The organism is Pseudomonas sp. RA_15y_Pfl2_54 (assembly GCF_963971015.1).
Taxonomy (GTDB): Bacteria; Pseudomonadota; Gammaproteobacteria; order Pseudomonadales; family Pseudomonadaceae; genus Aquipseudomonas; species Aquipseudomonas baetica_A.
In genome coordinates, this window is sequence record NZ_CAXAPN010000044.1 from 24,591 (window position 1) to 40,418 (window position 15,828).

Annotated in this window: 12 protein-coding genes and 2 pseudogenes; 9 read left to right on the forward strand and 5 right to left on the reverse strand. The window is 53.5% G+C overall.

Annotation, left to right across the window (positions count from 1 at the left end):
* Positions 1-107 precede the first annotated feature (107 nt).
* Together acnA and AACY50_RS25935 are read right to left on the reverse strand one after the other, a co-directional pair.
* Positions 108-2,786, reverse strand: coding sequence for an aconitate hydratase AcnA (acnA, locus tag AACY50_RS25930; RefSeq protein ID WP_339539470.1), 2,679 nt, complete (start codon positions 2,784-2,786; stop codon positions 108-110).
* A gap of 146 nt (positions 2,787-2,932) precedes the next feature.
* The gene (locus AACY50_RS25935; RefSeq protein ID WP_339428419.1) at positions 2,933-3,844 is read right to left on the reverse strand and encodes a LysR family transcriptional regulator; all 912 of its coding nucleotides are present in this window, start codon (positions 3,842-3,844) and stop codon (positions 2,933-2,935) included.
* Between the two features lie 631 nt (positions 3,845-4,475).
* Here AACY50_RS25935 and AACY50_RS25940 point away from each other — a divergent pair.
* The 6 genes from AACY50_RS25940 (at position 4,476) to AACY50_RS25970 (ending at position 11,846) form a co-directional block, all read left to right on the forward strand.
* The gene (locus AACY50_RS25940; protein ID WP_339420466.1) at positions 4,476-5,624 is read left to right on the forward strand and encodes an aromatic ring-hydroxylating oxygenase subunit alpha; all 1,149 of its coding nucleotides are present in this window, start codon (positions 4,476-4,478) and stop codon (positions 5,622-5,624) included.
* A gap of 373 nt (positions 5,625-5,997) precedes the next feature.
* A complete protein-coding gene (locus AACY50_RS25945) occupies positions 5,998-6,918 on the forward strand; it encodes a DMT family transporter (protein WP_339420465.1) in 921 nt (306 codons plus the stop codon).
* Between the two features lie 1,036 nt (positions 6,919-7,954).
* The gene (locus AACY50_RS25950; protein ID WP_339465007.1) at positions 7,955-8,866 is read left to right on the forward strand and encodes a LysR substrate-binding domain-containing protein; all 912 of its coding nucleotides are present in this window, start codon (positions 7,955-7,957) and stop codon (positions 8,864-8,866) included.
* Between the two features lie 532 nt (positions 8,867-9,398).
* The gene (locus AACY50_RS25960) at positions 9,399-10,148 is read left to right on the forward strand and encodes an SDR family NAD(P)-dependent oxidoreductase (RefSeq protein WP_339420463.1); all 750 of its coding nucleotides are present in this window, start codon (positions 9,399-9,401) and stop codon (positions 10,146-10,148) included.
* 4 nt (positions 10,149-10,152) lie between these two features.
* Entirely contained in the window at positions 10,153-11,172 is a 1,020-nt protein-coding gene (locus tag AACY50_RS25965; RefSeq protein ID WP_339428422.1) for an AraC family transcriptional regulator, read from the forward strand.
* Complete coding sequence (locus AACY50_RS25970; RefSeq protein WP_339420461.1) at positions 11,169-11,846, forward strand: NAD(P)H-binding protein; 678 nt, start codon at positions 11,169-11,171, stop codon at positions 11,844-11,846. Before AACY50_RS25965 ends, AACY50_RS25970 begins: the two co-directional genes overlap by 4 nt.
* Positions 11,847-12,363: 517 nt before the next feature.
* On the opposite strand, the gene AACY50_RS25975 is transcribed toward AACY50_RS25970, so the two are convergent.
* From AACY50_RS25975 to AACY50_RS25985, 3 genes are all read right to left on the reverse strand, one after another.
* Complete coding sequence (locus tag AACY50_RS25975) at positions 12,364-12,729, reverse strand: histone-like nucleoid-structuring protein, MvaT/MvaU family (protein WP_339420460.1); 366 nt, start codon at positions 12,727-12,729, stop codon at positions 12,364-12,366.
* 169 nt (positions 12,730-12,898) lie between these two features.
* Positions 12,899-13,198 (reverse strand): hypothetical protein, encoded by a 300-nt coding sequence (locus AACY50_RS25980; protein ID WP_339420459.1) that lies wholly within the window; start codon positions 13,196-13,198, stop codon positions 12,899-12,901.
* Between the two features lie 296 nt (positions 13,199-13,494).
* Positions 13,495-14,205, reverse strand: a complete 711-nt coding sequence (locus AACY50_RS25985; protein WP_339420458.1) for an SOS response-associated peptidase — start codon at positions 14,203-14,205, stop codon at positions 13,495-13,497.
* 97 nt (positions 14,206-14,302) lie between these two features.
* On the opposite strand from AACY50_RS25985, the gene AACY50_RS25990 reads away from it, so the two are divergent.
* From AACY50_RS25990 to AACY50_RS26000, 3 genes and pseudogenes are all read left to right on the forward strand, one after another.
* On the forward strand, positions 14,303-14,734 hold the full coding sequence (locus AACY50_RS25990; protein WP_339420457.1) for a LexA family protein: 432 nt from the start codon (positions 14,303-14,305) through the stop codon (positions 14,732-14,734).
* Positions 14,721-15,041, forward strand: a pseudogene (locus AACY50_RS25995) (Y-family DNA polymerase); the annotation flags it as partial. The gene AACY50_RS25990 and the pseudogene AACY50_RS25995, both read left to right, overlap by 14 nt.
* A 58-nt stretch (positions 15,042-15,099) precedes the next feature.
* A pseudogene (locus AACY50_RS26000) lies at positions 15,100-15,708 on the forward strand (site-specific integrase); the annotation flags it as partial.
* Between the last annotated feature and the right edge of the window lie 120 nt (positions 15,709-15,828).

The following is a 15,828-nucleotide window of genomic DNA, read 5'->3' on the forward strand; positions in this document are numbered from 1 at the left end:
TGACACAGGCAAGCGGGAGCCTGCGTCTTGATCATCGCCGTGCATAGATGCGCCCTTTTTATTGTTAATCGCATTTTGCCCGGCCTCTGCGCGAGGCCGGAGTCGAATCAGTGCTGCGTTCGCGCCACCACTTTGCGAATGACGAACGGGAGAACACCGCCATGCATCAGGTAACGAATCTCTTGCAGCGAGTCCAAACGGACTCCAAGTTCGACCTGTTGCAGATCGCCGTTACCGCGATGGATAACCAGATCCACTAGGTTGTCACCAACAGCGAGGTCATCCAACCCAATGAAGTCAAAGCGCTCATCACCCTTGAGGTCAAGGTCGCTTGCCGACTGCCCGTTTTTGAATTGCAGTGGAATGACGCCCATGCCGATTAGGTTGCTGCGGTGGATGCGCTCTACGCTCTGCGCCACAACCGCCTTGACTCCGAGTAAAGCCTGAGCTTTGGCCGCCCAGTCACGACTTGAGCCTGCGCCATAGTTGTTCCCTGCAAAAACAACCATTGGCGTCTGCAGCGCCGCATAGCTTTTGGCAGCTTCATAGAGCGGCAAACAGGCGCTGTGATCTGCGTTCCAGGCCCACACTCCCAACCCTGGTTGGTCATCACCCAACTGCAAGTTCTTGACCGACTTGTTGGTGAAGGCACCTCGCAGCATGACTTCGTGATTACTGCGGCGGGTGGAGTACTGGTTCAAGTCTGCTGGGGCTTCACCGCGTTCAAGCAACCACTGTCCAGCCAAGCTATCTGCTGGAATTGAATAGGCAGGCGAAATATGGTCGGTGGTAACGTTGTCCCCGAGCACCATCAGCGTACGAGCGCCGATGATCGCAAGACTTGTCTTAGGTTCGCGAGCGATGTCAGCCAGGTATTGAGGACGACGCAGGTAAGTTGAATCAGGGTTCCAAGGAAATTGCACGCTTCCTTCCGCCGTCAAAGCTTGCCAGTGGTGGGTGCCTTCCCAAACCTTAGCCAGGCGCTGCTGAAAGAATTCGGGCTTCACGGCCTTGGCAGCTTGCACGGCAATTTCAGCGTCCGAAGGCATCAAATCGCGCAAGTACACAGGCTTGCCATCACGATCACTGGCCAGCGGATCGGACTGCAGATCGATGTCGATGGTGCCGGCAATGGCGTAAGCCACACACAGCGCCGGCGAAGCCAGGTAGCCCGCTGGGATCTTCGGGTTCACTCGCCCTTCGAAATTGCGGTTACCCGACAACACCACCACGCCCTTCAGACCTTGATCTGCGAACTTGTCTACATGCTCTTCGAGCGAACCCGAGTTACCGATACAGGTCATGCAGCCGAAACCTGCCAGATCGAATCCAAGCGCCGAAAATTCTTCGAGCAGGTTTGCCTCTTTCAGGTAGTCCGCGACAACGCGAGAGCCTGGGGACAAGGAAGTTTTAACCCAGGGCTTGCGCTGAACGCCAAGCTCACGTGCCTTGCGGGCAAGCAAACCAGCCTGGATCATCTGCGCGGGGTTCGCGGTGTTCGTGCAACTGGTGATCGCCGACATCACCACGGCGCCATGGGTGATCGGCTGGCCAAACGATGGTTCGAAAAAGCTCTGTTGCGCAGACGCTGTGATCAACTTCCCTTCACCCATCACTTCCTGGTGGAATGAAGCGGCAGCGTTCGATAATTTCTGACGTTGATGCGGCTGGTGTGGGCCTGCCACACTCGGCTCGATATCAGCCAGATCCAGATCGATCAACTCATCAAATTGCGGTTCATCGAGCTCATCACGACGCCAGAGAGGCTGCGCGCTCATGTAGCTGACGACCTTGCGGCACAGCTCTTGCGAACGGCCACTGAGCTCCAAGTAAGAAAGCGTTTCGTTGTCGAACGGGAAGAACACCACGGTCGCGCCATATTCGGGGGCCATGTTGGAAACGGTGCCTCGTGCAGCCCAGCTCAAACCCGAAAGACCAGGGCCAGTGAACTCAACGAATTTACCGACGACCGAACGTTTGCGCAGAATTTCCGCCACGTGCAGCGACAGGTCGGTAGCGGTTACACCTGGACGCAGCGCATTGGTAACGCGGATACCCACGACCTTTGGAAAGCTAATCGGAACCGGTTCACCAAGCATGGCTGCCTGACCTTCCAGGCCGCCAACGCCCCAACCTAAGACACCAATTGCATTGATCATAGGGGTGTGGCTGTCGGTCGCCACCATGTCGTCTGGGTGCAGCAGGCGTTGGCCGTCGTCAGTGGTGCTTTCCCACACCACCTGCGCCAGCGCTTCCATGTTCATCTGGTGGATGATGCCTGTACCTGGAGGAATGACACCAAAATTGGTCAGGCTCTTCTGCGCCCACTTGATAAAGCGATAACGCTCGCTGTTGCGGCGAAAATCGATGTCCAGATTCTGCTCGACCGCATCTGCTTCGGCGTAATGCTCCACGATTACGGAATGGTCGATGGTCAGCACGGCTGGAATCAGCGGGTTCATGGTTTTGGGATCGCCGCCCAGCTCCGCCACAACGTCGCGCATTCCTGCGAAGTCAGCCAACGCCGGCAGACAGGTCGTGTCATGGAACATCAGACGGTTGGGCTGAAACGGGACTTCACAGTCAGGGCCTTGGCCAGTGGCACGAGCCAGAACAGACGAAAATGCCTCAGGAGAGCAACGCGCCACGTTTTCCAGCAGGATTCGGATCGAGTAGGGAAGTTTCGATAGCTGTACTGAGGAAAGCATCTTGGTCAGATCGACGTAGGCAAATCGCTCTTCGTCGATCACCAGATGATTGATGAGGTCGTAGGCAGTCTCGGTCATTCTCGTATCGCTCAGGCTTTTTATAATGGTCGCGGGATTCGGGGGCTAGCCGATTTATACCGCTGATGAGCCGATACTAGGACTACTACACATAGCTGAAAATTGATGATTCGCCAAAGCTGCGTTCTCCAAAGGAGAACGCTCGATCACTGCTCTGGCAATCTTAAATTGTCGATCAGGGTTTTGAGCGTGGGTGAGGCGGTGTCGTATCGTTTGACAACCAACTGCAACGATCTTCGGGCCCAAAGTTCTTCGAGGGTCACAGCCTTCAGCTTATGGCTGCGTAGGTATTGATTGATCACACTGCGCGGCAAAACCGCCAGCCCCAATCCCGCAGAGACCATTCGACACATGCAGTCGAAGCTGCTGATTCTTATCCTGAGCTTAAGCGCCATCCCCAATTTCTCGGCTTCGGAGGTCAGCAGCGTGTGCATAGAGCTTTCAAGATGAGGCCCGACGAATTCATGTTCCAGCACTTCCTTGAAACGGATACTTTTGCGACCTGAGAGCGCGTGCTCAGCCGGTACAACCAATGTCAGTTCATCGTTGCGATAGGGTATTGCTTCCAATCCTTGAGCATGGGTCTGACTGGCGATAATGCCAAGATCTGCTCGGCCGTCCGCGACCGCCCGAATGACCGCAGAACCGACCCGTTCCTCAATGTCGAATTTGATTTGCGGATAAAGCGAAACGAAGTGGGCGATGTCTTGAGGAAGAAACTGGGAAAGGGCGGAGGTTATTGCATGAATACGCAGATGGCCTTTGACGCCAGCTGTATAGTCGCCAAGCTCCTGATCAAGCTGCGCAAGCGTCTGCCTCACTTGCCGCGCATAGAACAGCAACGATTGTCCCGCTGGGGTGAGATCGACCCCTCGAGCGTTACGCACCAACAGCGGCGCTCCGACTTGACTTTCGAGCTCCGAAACCCGCTTGCTGATAGCGGAAACAGCCAAGTGCTTCATGCGGCCCACGCGCGTTAGGTTCCTCTCCTCGGCGACGGTAATGAAAATATCCAGGCTGGTCAGGTCATAACGCACGGCAGTTTCCTTGATACCCATCAGCATACGCTACGGCTGTACGATGCAACCGCAGAACGGGCCTGAATGGTAACTGTCGATGGACATCCCTGGCTAACGACAATTTGAGGGACAAAGCTGGGAAAGAGTTCTTGACCCCGGCGAACACACCGGACAGGCTAATTTCAAATCCGGATATATTTTCGCCGCGGCCAGCCCTGCCTGCTCCGGCAATAGGTCATCACAGTCAAACTCAATGTTCGAGATCAATCCGTGGGAAGCTTATTGGATCGGTACTAACCCGCTCGCTTTCCTTAACGGCCTTCTGCAGTGTCCGGAACAGCGATCAAGTTCATCTGACTGATGAATATTTCCGCAAATTTTCATCTCGATAGGTGGTGCTGCGCCCAGCGGGACTTAGTCCCACGCGGTAGCACATTGCGCGTCTATGTACATAGAATCGAGAACTTAATGCTTTGACATAACGAACGCTTATCCATCTGCCCTGAATAACATTGTTTGTCGGCGGCGCGGCGCATGGGCACTATTGGTTTGTGCGGTGCCACAGGCCTCCAGAGGCTCTTTCCTCAACGTCTATAGCGTTACACCTGTGCATCAACGACCGAAGACTTATCGAAGCCGTAACAGCCTAAACTAATTGAGAGGACAGGTCATGTCTGCAAATAAGTTCTATAAAAAAGACCAAGACAAACCGTTTATTGAAGATCCGAGCAAGTCGCACACACTGCCGGCACGCTACTTCTACGACCAAGACATATTTGAACAGGAAAAAGCAGCGATTTTCTATAAGAACTGGGTCTATGTCTGTCACAAAAGCCGCGTCGCTAAGCCGGGCGACTATGTCACAGAGTTAGTTCATGATCAGAATGTGATCATAGTAAAGGGCAGAGATGAGAAAATTCGGGCATTTCACAATGTGTGTCAACACCGCGGACATGAACTGCTCAAAGGGTGTGGCAAGGCGCAAATGATTGTCTGCCCCTACCACGCCTGGACGTATGACCTCGATGGTACTTTGCGCGCAGCACGCGAAACGGGATCCATCGAAGACTTCGACAAAAGCGAGTTCTCGCTCAAAGAGGTTGCGCTGGAAGAATTCTGTGGCATGGTCTTTGTCAACTTGGATGGCCAAGCAGTGCCTCTGCGTGAGCAGGCTCCAGAGTTGGAAAAGGAAATTCGCAGCTACGTGCCTAATGCCGATGACCTTGTGTATGCCGACTGCCAAGAATTCCAGCCGCAGGCGAACTGGAAGATTTTGGTCGAGAATTTCCAAGAATGCTACCACTGCGCTGTTGCGCACAAAGACTTTTCGGTACTGGTCGATTTCGGCGATGAAGCCTACAACCCCTATTCCAATGGAATATTCACCAGTCACTGTTCCACTCGGACAACTCGTGACAGCGCGGCCTATCAGGTGAGCGGAAACGACATCGACGGTTACGGTGGGTGGTTCCTGTGGCCCAATCTCACGATCTGGGTTTATCCGGGCGAAGAACAACTCTCGGTTATGCGTGTCGACCCGCTCACTCCAACGACATCCTATGAGCGCCACGACTGGTTCACGAAGGACGGAACCGTTAGCGAGGAGTTGGAAGGCACTATCAAATTCCAGCGCGATACGCTGCAGTACGCGGAAGATATCCCTATTTGTGAGAACGTGCAGAGAGGGCTGAAATCCATTGGATACAATCAAGGACGCTTCGTCGTTGGAGGTGATCGTGTCCAGGTGACCGAAGCGCCGGTACACCACTTCCAGAGCCTGGTGGTCAATGCTCTTGGACTCAAAATTGGAATCCAGTAACTAGGCCGATACAGCGGGCGTGGATATGTAATATGTTTTTATCCATTTGCTCGCTGTGTGCGCAACCCTTTACCAACCCAGACAAGCGGTATTTAACAAAAATTCATCTCCTCTATTGGTAGCAGTGGGAGACCATCTGACTTGAATGCTCCTGCTGTTGGAACTGCTCCTCTTGAATAGCATTATCTGCTTGAGCGTCTGGCTGTTTATTCCCGAGGGGGCATTTTATCTTGCTTTTTAACTCTGAGAAAATCGTGCTCATCGGAGCTGTAATGATTCAACACGGAAAGGGGTGCCTGAGCAGGCGAACTGACTAACGAGCGCAGGGTTTTAGACACTTTATAGTCACAGTGACGTCTATGGAGAGTATCGAATGAGCGCAGTATCTACACGAAAGTTGATTACAGCGCACTCGGTCGCGCTCCTAGTTCCCGTCATGTGGGGCGTATATTGGATACCGGCCCGCTATATAGAAGCATCCATTGGTGCTGGTGTCTGGGGCACCGTGTACGTGGTGATTGTAGCCTGCTTGGCTCTGGCGCCCGCCGCTTGGCGTTACCGGACATCCCTTTACTCATCCAACCGTTACGCTCTCCTATCTACCGGTATCGGCGGGGCATCATTCACGCTTTATTCAGCTGGCCTGTTGTATGGAAATGTCGCAGTAGTGGTGGTCTTATATTACTTGACGCCGGTATGGAGCATTCTAATCGCACGCTTATGGTTCAAACAGGAGACCTCCCTGGCACGTTACGCGGCGATCGCTATCGGTATGGTCGGAATATTCTTGGTTCTACAGGGTGGCAATACCGGCATCCCATTGCCGCGCGAAATCGGCGACTGGCTTGGCCTCGCTGGTGGCGTCCTGTGGTCGGTCGCAAGCACTGGCATGTACACGCACTCACGTCTCGACCCTTCCAGCAGCAACTTCATCTTCAGCATCGGCGCCCTTTTGTCCGCGGTACTTTTGGCTTGTGTGATGGAGGGCCCTAGCCTGGAGGCGAAGCCTTCAATCGACTACGGCACTGGTATTCTGGCTATCATCATCATTGGAATAGGGTGGTGGGCGGTCGCGCTCACCGGGTTCCTGTGGGCTGCGCGCTTCTTGGAGCCAACACGGCTCGGAATTTATATGATGATAGAGGTGGCCGTTGGTGCCGTTTCCGCAGCATTGTTTGCAGACGAACCCTATGGTGTCCTGATGCAAGTGGGCACCTTCTTGGTCGTTATAGCCGGCCTGATGGCGGTAGTCTCGCCGTCGACCCCGCAGCTGGCGGATGATCGCGGGTGTTGAAAACCATTGCGGGACATCGTTGATTGACTGCCTAATTTCGTGCGTCAGTACGTGAAACCGCTCACGCAGGCTCTTCGGGAAACAATGGGCAATGCTGTTAGCAGGTATTTTAAGACGATCAAGGCTTGCGTGTGGTTGTGTGAGGCAATTAGTGGTGTACACGTATCCCCGTGGCAATCTCGCCGCACGAAAAGCGTCCACCCTCGGATGTAGGCAGAAGGCTACTGTGTGGTTATGCCAAGAACTGTGCGTGAAAAATGGTAGTGAGCGAAGTACTGCGTCGCACCTGCCGGTTATCGGGATGGCTGTCGACTCAGTGATGTTTTGTGAATGAGCGTTAAATTATCGCACAGGGGCGAATTTACTATAGCGTTCTAGTGTGCAGTCTCCTGAATTGAGCGCGCGCAATAATATAAATTATACTTGACCCGATTTGTTGCAGGCGTCTAGCCATCGACAGGATAGGAGTTATACCGATGCAGCCGAAAATAAGAATAACCTCGCCCGCCAATTCGTCGAATCTGAAATTATTGGCAGGGTCTTCTACCTCTATAGTATCCCCGATCTTAAGCTTTCATGTATCCAATGCGAACCGCCACGTCCTTCCTGCCCCCTGAGAACCGAGTTTAAGTAATGATCCGATGAGCCAGGGGTATTTGCTAACGAGTACTGCCTACTTATGGTCTCGGGGGCGCGCACCGTGATATGCGCCCCCGCCGAGAACTCCGGCAGCGGCATATCTGCCAAAGGATTTACGAGCGAAAAGCTTCGAATAGACGCCGTTTCTTCACTTATTTTCGAGATTTTAAAATACCTCATAATCAGTTCCTCAGTCGCTGAGGGAGCGCTCCACACTATCGCGATGAATTCTCATCTAAAGCTGTTCGATTCTGCGCCGCCGCACACTATTTCTCCTGCTCGAGTTGATCAAGTTCGAGTGGTTTCAGTTGATTTGAATACCTCTTTCGGACAATATAATTTAATACTTCCGGCCTGCCCAACAGCCATTATTTAGGCAATTGGATAAATAAAACTTATGAAGAATTATCGACAAAAGCTTCCTCCGCTGGATCCGTTGATCGCGTTCGAAGCATCGGCTCGGAACCTAAGTTTTACGAAAGCTGGGCTGGAGCTACATCTCACTCAAGCTGCTATCAGTCAGCAGATTCGATCCCTCGAGAACTACTTGGGGGTGCAGCTATTCATCAGAGACAATCGTTCGGTGAGCCTTACCCCACAAGGGCGCAACTTCCAGCATGTGGTCGCGACAACGCTCGCAAACCTCGCCAGCGCGACCACTGATCTGCGGGCTAAGGGAGATGGAAGCGTCCTGACAATAGGATGCGACCAAGCAATCGGCAATATGCTTCTAATGCCGAAGCTCCCCGAATTAACCGCCGCCTTCCCGCAAATCACGCCGCGCTTGATGATTTCGGACGTCGAGAAGATCTGTTTGACGACCGATGTCGATGCGGCGATCATTTTTGGCGACGGCATGTGGCACGGATTCCATGCGGAGAAACTCTTTCTCGAGCGTATCTTTCCGGTTTGCAGTCCGAAATATTTTAAGAACAGTCCCGAACTTCAAAAGGCCAGCGATCTCTCAGAACACAAGCTCATCGAACTCGAGGATGAGCACTGGAACTGGATGAGCTGGCGGCAATGGCTCGACCGGAATGGCGTCAACACGGCCATTGTCACAAAGGGTCTAACCGTCAACAGTTATCCCCTAGTGATCGAAGCCGCAACACAGGGGCACGGCATTGCGTTGGGTTGGGATCATCTCGTGAGTCGCGAGATAGCGAACGGGACGCTGATCAACCCACTTCCAGACACGACGATCGAATCAGAACTTGGCTATTATGTCCTGTGGCCAGCTGGTGCTAATAGCCATCCTAATATACGCGGGTTTATTGACTGGTGCCTCCACTCGCTTATTCGAAATTGACGATTGTCGAGGACTGCCGGGGCTGAGCGGCATGATGCGTCAAACGCGAACCACTGGTTGCGGTAGGGATGACAGTTACCTGTCCCCCGCACAGATCCGTACGTGCGGAATACCCAAATGGCTTCTGCATCAGTACGTGACGCGAGGCGTCCTACTGGGTAGGGATGAGCGGTTCTGGGCCTGGGATATAGAGGTCGGCAAGGCGCCCATATCGCGACGACTGAAGCCGGTTCCTCTGGCATCAAAGAATTACGTGATATCCGCATCTGATATCCAGTTCACCATCTGGCCCTTCAGAACGACCATTAACGCATCCAGCGCATCGTGCTGGCTACGTCCCGGCAGAAACCCGCACGAGAATCCCGGAAGCCCTCTTGTTAGATCGCATTCAGAACGGTAACGACTGCCTGCTATCCGAATCACAAAGATATTTGGCGCAGTCTGCGAGTGGTTTGGCGCATTGTGCATATCCTGACTTAGGAGCGCAGCGTAGGTTAGAGCGACTCTTCTCACCACTTCAAAGAGGTCTGAAATGTCCAATCAAGTCGCTCTCATCACCGGCGGTGCTACCGGCATCGGAAAAGCTGTTGCCCTGAAGCTCGCCTCTCAAGGCACCAGCGTAATCATCAGCGGGCGTCGCGAGGAAGCAGGTGATATCGCAGTAAATGAGATCGCCACAATTGCCCAGCATGGCGCTAAGGTGCGCTTTGTACGCAACGATGTGTCTGACGAGAAGGCCGTCCAAGCTATGATCTCAGGTATCGTGGCTGAGTTCGGACGTCTGGATATGGCCGTCAACAACGCAGGTATTTTCAAGGAATACTGCACATTGGATCAGTCCAAAACTGACAACTTCCGCGACATGCTCGATATCAACGTGATGGGCCTGTACTTCTGCATGAAATTTGAGATTGCACAAATGCTCAGGCAGGGAGGCGGTTCCATTGTCAACTTGGCGTCCATCGCTGGATTGAATGGCATCCCATGGGGCGGCACCTACGCTGCTACTAAACATGCCGTCGTTGGACTGACCAAGTCGTCTGCTCTGGATCACGCAGCTCAAGGCATTCGTGTCAACGCGGTAGCACCTGGGGCGATCCGAACGGACATCATTGCGGAGCAACTGAACAGCAATCTGGCTGAGTTGGAAGCAATGCATCCGATGCAGCGAGTCGGAAATCCTGCCGAGGTGGCCAATGCCATCTGCTGGCTACTGGGCAACGAGTCAAGTTTTGTGACCGGCCATGTGCTCAATGTCGATGGCGGCTTCCAGGCTAAGTGATCAGATGAAAAATACTGTGCCGGACAAAATTAGGATTCCCGATGCGTTGTGGGCGGGATTGAGCGGCGTCGGAATCAGTCGTGCAGATGTCGAGCGAGCTGCTCAGCTACCGATTGCTTCCGTCCGCGATGGAGCGCCGATTTCAACGGCACAGTTCTGCGGTCTCTGGCGTTCGTTGGTGGACATTAGCAATGACCCTGCTATTGGCTTGCGTCTCGCCACGGGACTAGAGGGCGGTGCGATGCCGACCGCATTTCTAGCGGCCTACCATGCTCGGGACTTCCGCGATGCTTTGCAGCGCGTGGCGCGCTTCAAACGCCTATGTGCACCTGAGGAGCTGATACTGCAGGAGCGAAACCAGAACTGCGAAATTGTGGTGAATTGGTTGCATGCCGATGAGCGTGAGGTGCCATCTGCACTGGTGGATGCAACGCTGGCCTCGCTATTCGAATTAGGCAAGCGTGGCACCGCACAAGGTCTGACCGCTGCGGCAGTCGAGCTGATGCGCCCGGAGGGTTCGCGTGCACTTTACGAGAGCTATTACGGTTGCAAAGTGCGCTTCGCCGCAAAGCGTAACTGTCTTACACTGCGGTGCTCCGATCTGGACAAGCCCTTCGTGAGCTACAACGCAGAGCTGCTCGATATTCTTCTTCCTGAGCTGGATCGACGCCTACAACAACAGGCGCTCAGTCTCAGCCTGGCCGAGCAGATCAAGTGGGTGCTGCGTTGTAGGCTGACCGCTGGCCGGCCCGATGTTCGCTCGGTCGCCGCTGAGCTGGCCATGAGCGAGCGCTCATTGCAGCGCAAACTGACCGACGAGGGGCTTACGTTCCAAGGCTTGCTCGGCGAGACACGTCACCAACTAGCGCTTGAGTATCTGACCGATCCGACACTGAGCCTCATGGAAGTGGCCTACATGCTGGGTTATGAGGATCAGAACTCGTTCTTTCGTGCCTTCCGGCAATGGGAGAGTAACACGCCTGCAATCTGGCGTGAGCGCAATCAGGAGTTGATTTCTGAATGAAGCTATTGATCTTCGGTGCCACAGGCATGGTGGGCCAGGGCGCACTGCGCGAAAGTCTTGTCGCGCCTGATGTTAGCCATGTCACTGCAGTGGGGCGCTCGCTCGTTGAACTTGCTCATCCTAAACTGAAACAGCTGGTACAGGCCGATCTCATGGGGCTGGAGAGTCTTAGTGATGAGTTGCAGGGTTTTGACGCCTGCTTCTTCTGCCTAGGTGTTTCGTCTTCCGGCATGCGCGAAGAAGCGTATAGCCAAATCACCTACGGGGTGACGGTGCATGCTGCCCGGCTGCTCTCACGCTGGAATCCGCAAATGACCTTTGTTTACGTATCGGGAGCGGGTACGGATAGCAGTGAAAAAGGGAGCAGCATGTGGGCGCGGGTGAAAGGCAAGACTGAAAACGCCCTGAAGAAACTGCCCTTCAAAGGCGTGTACCTCTTTCGCCCGGGAATCATTCAGCCTCTCCAGAGGCTCCGCTCAAAAACACCGTCTTACCGTTATTTCTATTACCTGGCCAGCCCCTTGCTGTCGCTGATCCGCTGGATAGCGCCTAGCGCTATCGTGACAACGGAGAGTATCGGCAAGGCCATGCTAAATGCAGCCCGCCAAGAAGGTGGTCGTACAATCGTAGAAGCCAGAGACATCTTTCCGCTAGCAAGCCTATCGGTACATTGAGGCGTTCGCCAGCCGCTGCTTATAGAGACGACATACCTCAGTCTTTGCCAGGTGCCGAAGCGCTGGGGCTGGCCCACAGCACATGCTTGAAGCTTCTGGAAAGAGCAGAAGACACACTTGACTTACTGACCTCCACCCCGGCCTACCTGATCCATGTTGAGAGTCTGCATACGCTGCCAAATGCTGCCCCCCGTTTATGGCCGAATATATGCCTCGCACGTACTCTGAGCTAATGATCGCTGTCTGGTGTCTTCAGCAAAAACGTGAACTGCAAACACTCGTTCACCCGAGCGGTTTCACGTCCCTCCAAGCCCCCTTCAACGCGCGCCTGATTTGGCTCTGTCTGCTGCAGGCGCCAACCATCAAGCCGGTTAATGAACAAGTCATTCTGATGGAACATTAAAAATCCAAACGCTTGTAAGCATCCTCAACCGGGCTGTTTGATTTGGTAATTCACAGAAAGGTTATGAGCACCTTTGAAAAAGGCCCTCAAAGGGCCTCTTGTACTCAACCGAAATCACTTAGTCAGCCAAGACTCTACGGTCGCAGCGCCGTGCTTTGTTTTCCATTCTTTGAGCGTTTTGTGATTACCGCCTTTGGTCTCTACGACTTCGCCGGTATGCGGATTTTTATAAACCTTCAACTGGCGAGGCTTGCGACTGCCAGCTTTGGACTCGATAGCTGGAGCGCGACGACCTGCTTGCGGATCAAGCAGATTGATCACGTCTTTCAGGCTGTAGCCGTATTTTGCGAGCAAATCGCGCAGCTTCGTTTCGAATTCTATTTCTTTCTTGAGACCAGCATCACCCTTCAAGGCTTCGAGCGCTTGGAGCTGTTCGGCGAGGTGTTTTTCAAGCTGGCGGAATTCGGCAAGTTTTGACATAAATGATTCTCGATGGGAGTGATACTAGAAGGTTACACCATAAATCATGGCCCGCACTTACAGGTAGTTGCGCCTGAGGTATTTCACCCGGCCAACCGATATAAATATCGGTTTCCAAGCGACAATAGATCTTGGGTTGATGACTTGTAAATGGCCGATGCTCCTTTTCTTATTGATGAGTATCCGCCTCCTCTGCCGGATAAAACTCGCCCTCCTTCCCCATCCTTTTTAGCTGCTCGCGCACGATCAACTCAACGCTGGCAACTGCGGCTTGATCTTCAGGGTTGACCAATTGCAAGCACAAGCGTCTGACATTCTGATCGTGGGTGCCCTCGCTCATCATCTCGTGGGTGAAGACTTGTTCGCCACGCCAAAGGCATAGCTGGGTATGAGTCTCGCCGAGCCATATCTCGTTGATTGATCTTAGGTCGGTGGTAGCCAGTTGATCGACTGTGATTGTCTTATCCATTGCTCTGTACCTTACCTATAAACAGTTACAGGTAGACTTCAGGGTACATGGGGTCGTTCCAACTGCTGGCAGGTCACCCGGCTAGATGCTGGTGGAATCCGTCCCTGATTGAGATCGGACAATCAACGATTGAAGCGGTAACGTACGAATAAACGACGGGAATTCCATGACTAATCTGGCTGCTTTTACATTCAGATGGCCGCACATGGAAGAACCTTATTCCCCTCCTCATCCCCATACCCCCAGTTCGCTGGCGCGCAGCTGCCGATACGCCGGCTCTCAGACTGTTGCTGAAATCAGTCATCGACGTCTTCGACCAGCGAGAGGGGCTGAATTAAATGCGGGCCTTGGTTACGAACGTTGCCTAAATCCTTGCCAACCTTGTACCAGTGAAAATCGGTAGCAGGCCTGCAGTGCTCCATCGCGATTTCCTTCGCTCGTTCAACTGAAGTTTCAGGATCAATCCATTCGCGAGCGTGCTCAGGTGCCAGAACCAGAGGTTTACGGTCGTGGATATCGACCATGCCCTCATCGCTCGTGGCAGTGATGATGACGAAACCGTTCCGCTCGTCCGGTTCCAGCCCTTCATGCACCTCAGCTAAACCCGCAAAGAACATCGGAATCTGCTCTTTCAGTGTTATGAAATAGGGCTGTTTTTTCTTTGGATCATCTTCGTCCTTGACCCATTCGAACCACCCGTTCGCCGGCGCGAGTACGCGACCATTTGGCCAGAGCTGATTGAAAAATTTCCCGGTCATGACAGTCTCGACTCTCGCGTTTATTGGGTCAGGCCGCTTTCCTTTCGCCCAGAACGGCGCCCATCCCCATTTAACCTTATCGACACTCAAGCCCTCTCCCGCTGGCCGGATAATTTCCACCCGCGTAGACGGCGCGACGTTGTAACGCTCGACAGGCCAGAGGTCATAGCCATTGATCACCAGCTGCTTTGGCGCAAGCTCCTTGAGGTAGTGATCCATCGATTCGTAGATCGAATAGCGTCCGCACATGATGTCACCCGTCGAATTGTCGTACCTAAGAGATTGACCGCAAGTGAACCAAATCGTTAACTGTATATACGTACAGTCAACCCCTAAGGCTTGCATCATGAGCATCACCATTCTCGGCCCTCTCGCGTCTGGCGGCAGGAAACTGCCCCTCTATTCATCCAGGGTGCCGGCGGGCTTCCCCTCACCAGCGGCTGATCACATCGAAAAGCACATTTCCCTCGATGAGCTGTTCGATATCCGCGCGCCGCATGTGTACCTGGTGAGAATTGATGGAGACAGCATGCAGGGCGCCGGCATCTATTCAGGGGATCTGGTGGTCGTCGATCGCAGCGTTGATGCGGTCAGTGGCGATATCGTCATCGCGGCGCTGAACTCAGAGCCATTCTGCAAGCGCCTGCTTCTGCGTGAGAACGCCGTGATGCTTTTATCGGAGAACCCAAAATATCCGGCAAGGCATGTAATGGAGGGCGATGAGCTCGTGATCTGGGGTGTCGTGAAATACAGCGTTCGCAATCATGACAACACCTGAACCTGTCTTCGCTCTGATTGACTGCAATTCGTTTTACGCGAGTTGCGAGCGGGTTTTCCGGCCCGACCTGGCGCGAACGCCCATCGTGGTGCTGTCCAACAACGATGGCTGCGTGATTGCACGCAGCTACGACGCCAAACCGTTTGTGAAGATGGGGCAGCCGTACTTCCAGATCAAAGACCATCTACGCCGGCATGGAATCGTGGCCTTCAGCAGTAATTACGCTCTGTACGGCGACATGAGCGAACGCGTCATGACCATTATCGAATCGATGGTGCCAGCGCTCGAGGTCTACAGCATCGATAAGAATAAGTTGCATACTGTGGACACCCAAACGTAGATCTTGTCTCCATGGACATTGACGCTTGCTCTTACAGAGATTCCACTTGCCTACCGTCGAACACATTCACTTCAGTCCGCATGACCTTTCTGTCAAAGACCGCCTGATTACCTACTCGCTGAATAGCTCCCGTGTAGTGATCGAAGGATTACCACAAATATTCTGGGAAGACGGCTTGCCTTGGAGAGAAGCCAATCTCTGGGCTATGGAGAGAGTCACCAATGGTGAGGCACTCCTTAAGACCGTTTCTAGCAACCTGAATGGGCTGTTGAACTACGCGAAGTTTTTGGAGGGTCGCGGGCTTCAGTGGTTTGAGTTTCCGTCTCGAAAGGCTGATCGTTGTCTTGTTCAGTACCGTGGGGCGCTTATCAAGGCTCGCGATGCTGGTCATATCAGTCCCGCCACGGCCTCCGAATACATGCGTAATTGCATCAGTTTCTACAGGTGGGTTAGGAGGCGTGGCCTTCTAAGCCCGTTATTGCCGCTGTGGAAAGACAAGCGCTATTTCATCAAATACTTTGATCAGGTCGGCTTCGAGCGGACGCTAGCTGGCACCACCACCGATCTTGGTATTCCAAACCGAAAACGCATTGGGGCCATTTTAGAAGGTGGGCTATTTCCAGTCTCTGGACTTGCCCCTACCAAACCGGACACCAACTCCCCGTTAAATTGATGCTGCCGCTAAGCGCCTGAACTCCCTCGGAGAGCGATAGTTCAAGGCGCTGTGTGGATGCTGCTCGTTGTAGTGCTCGAA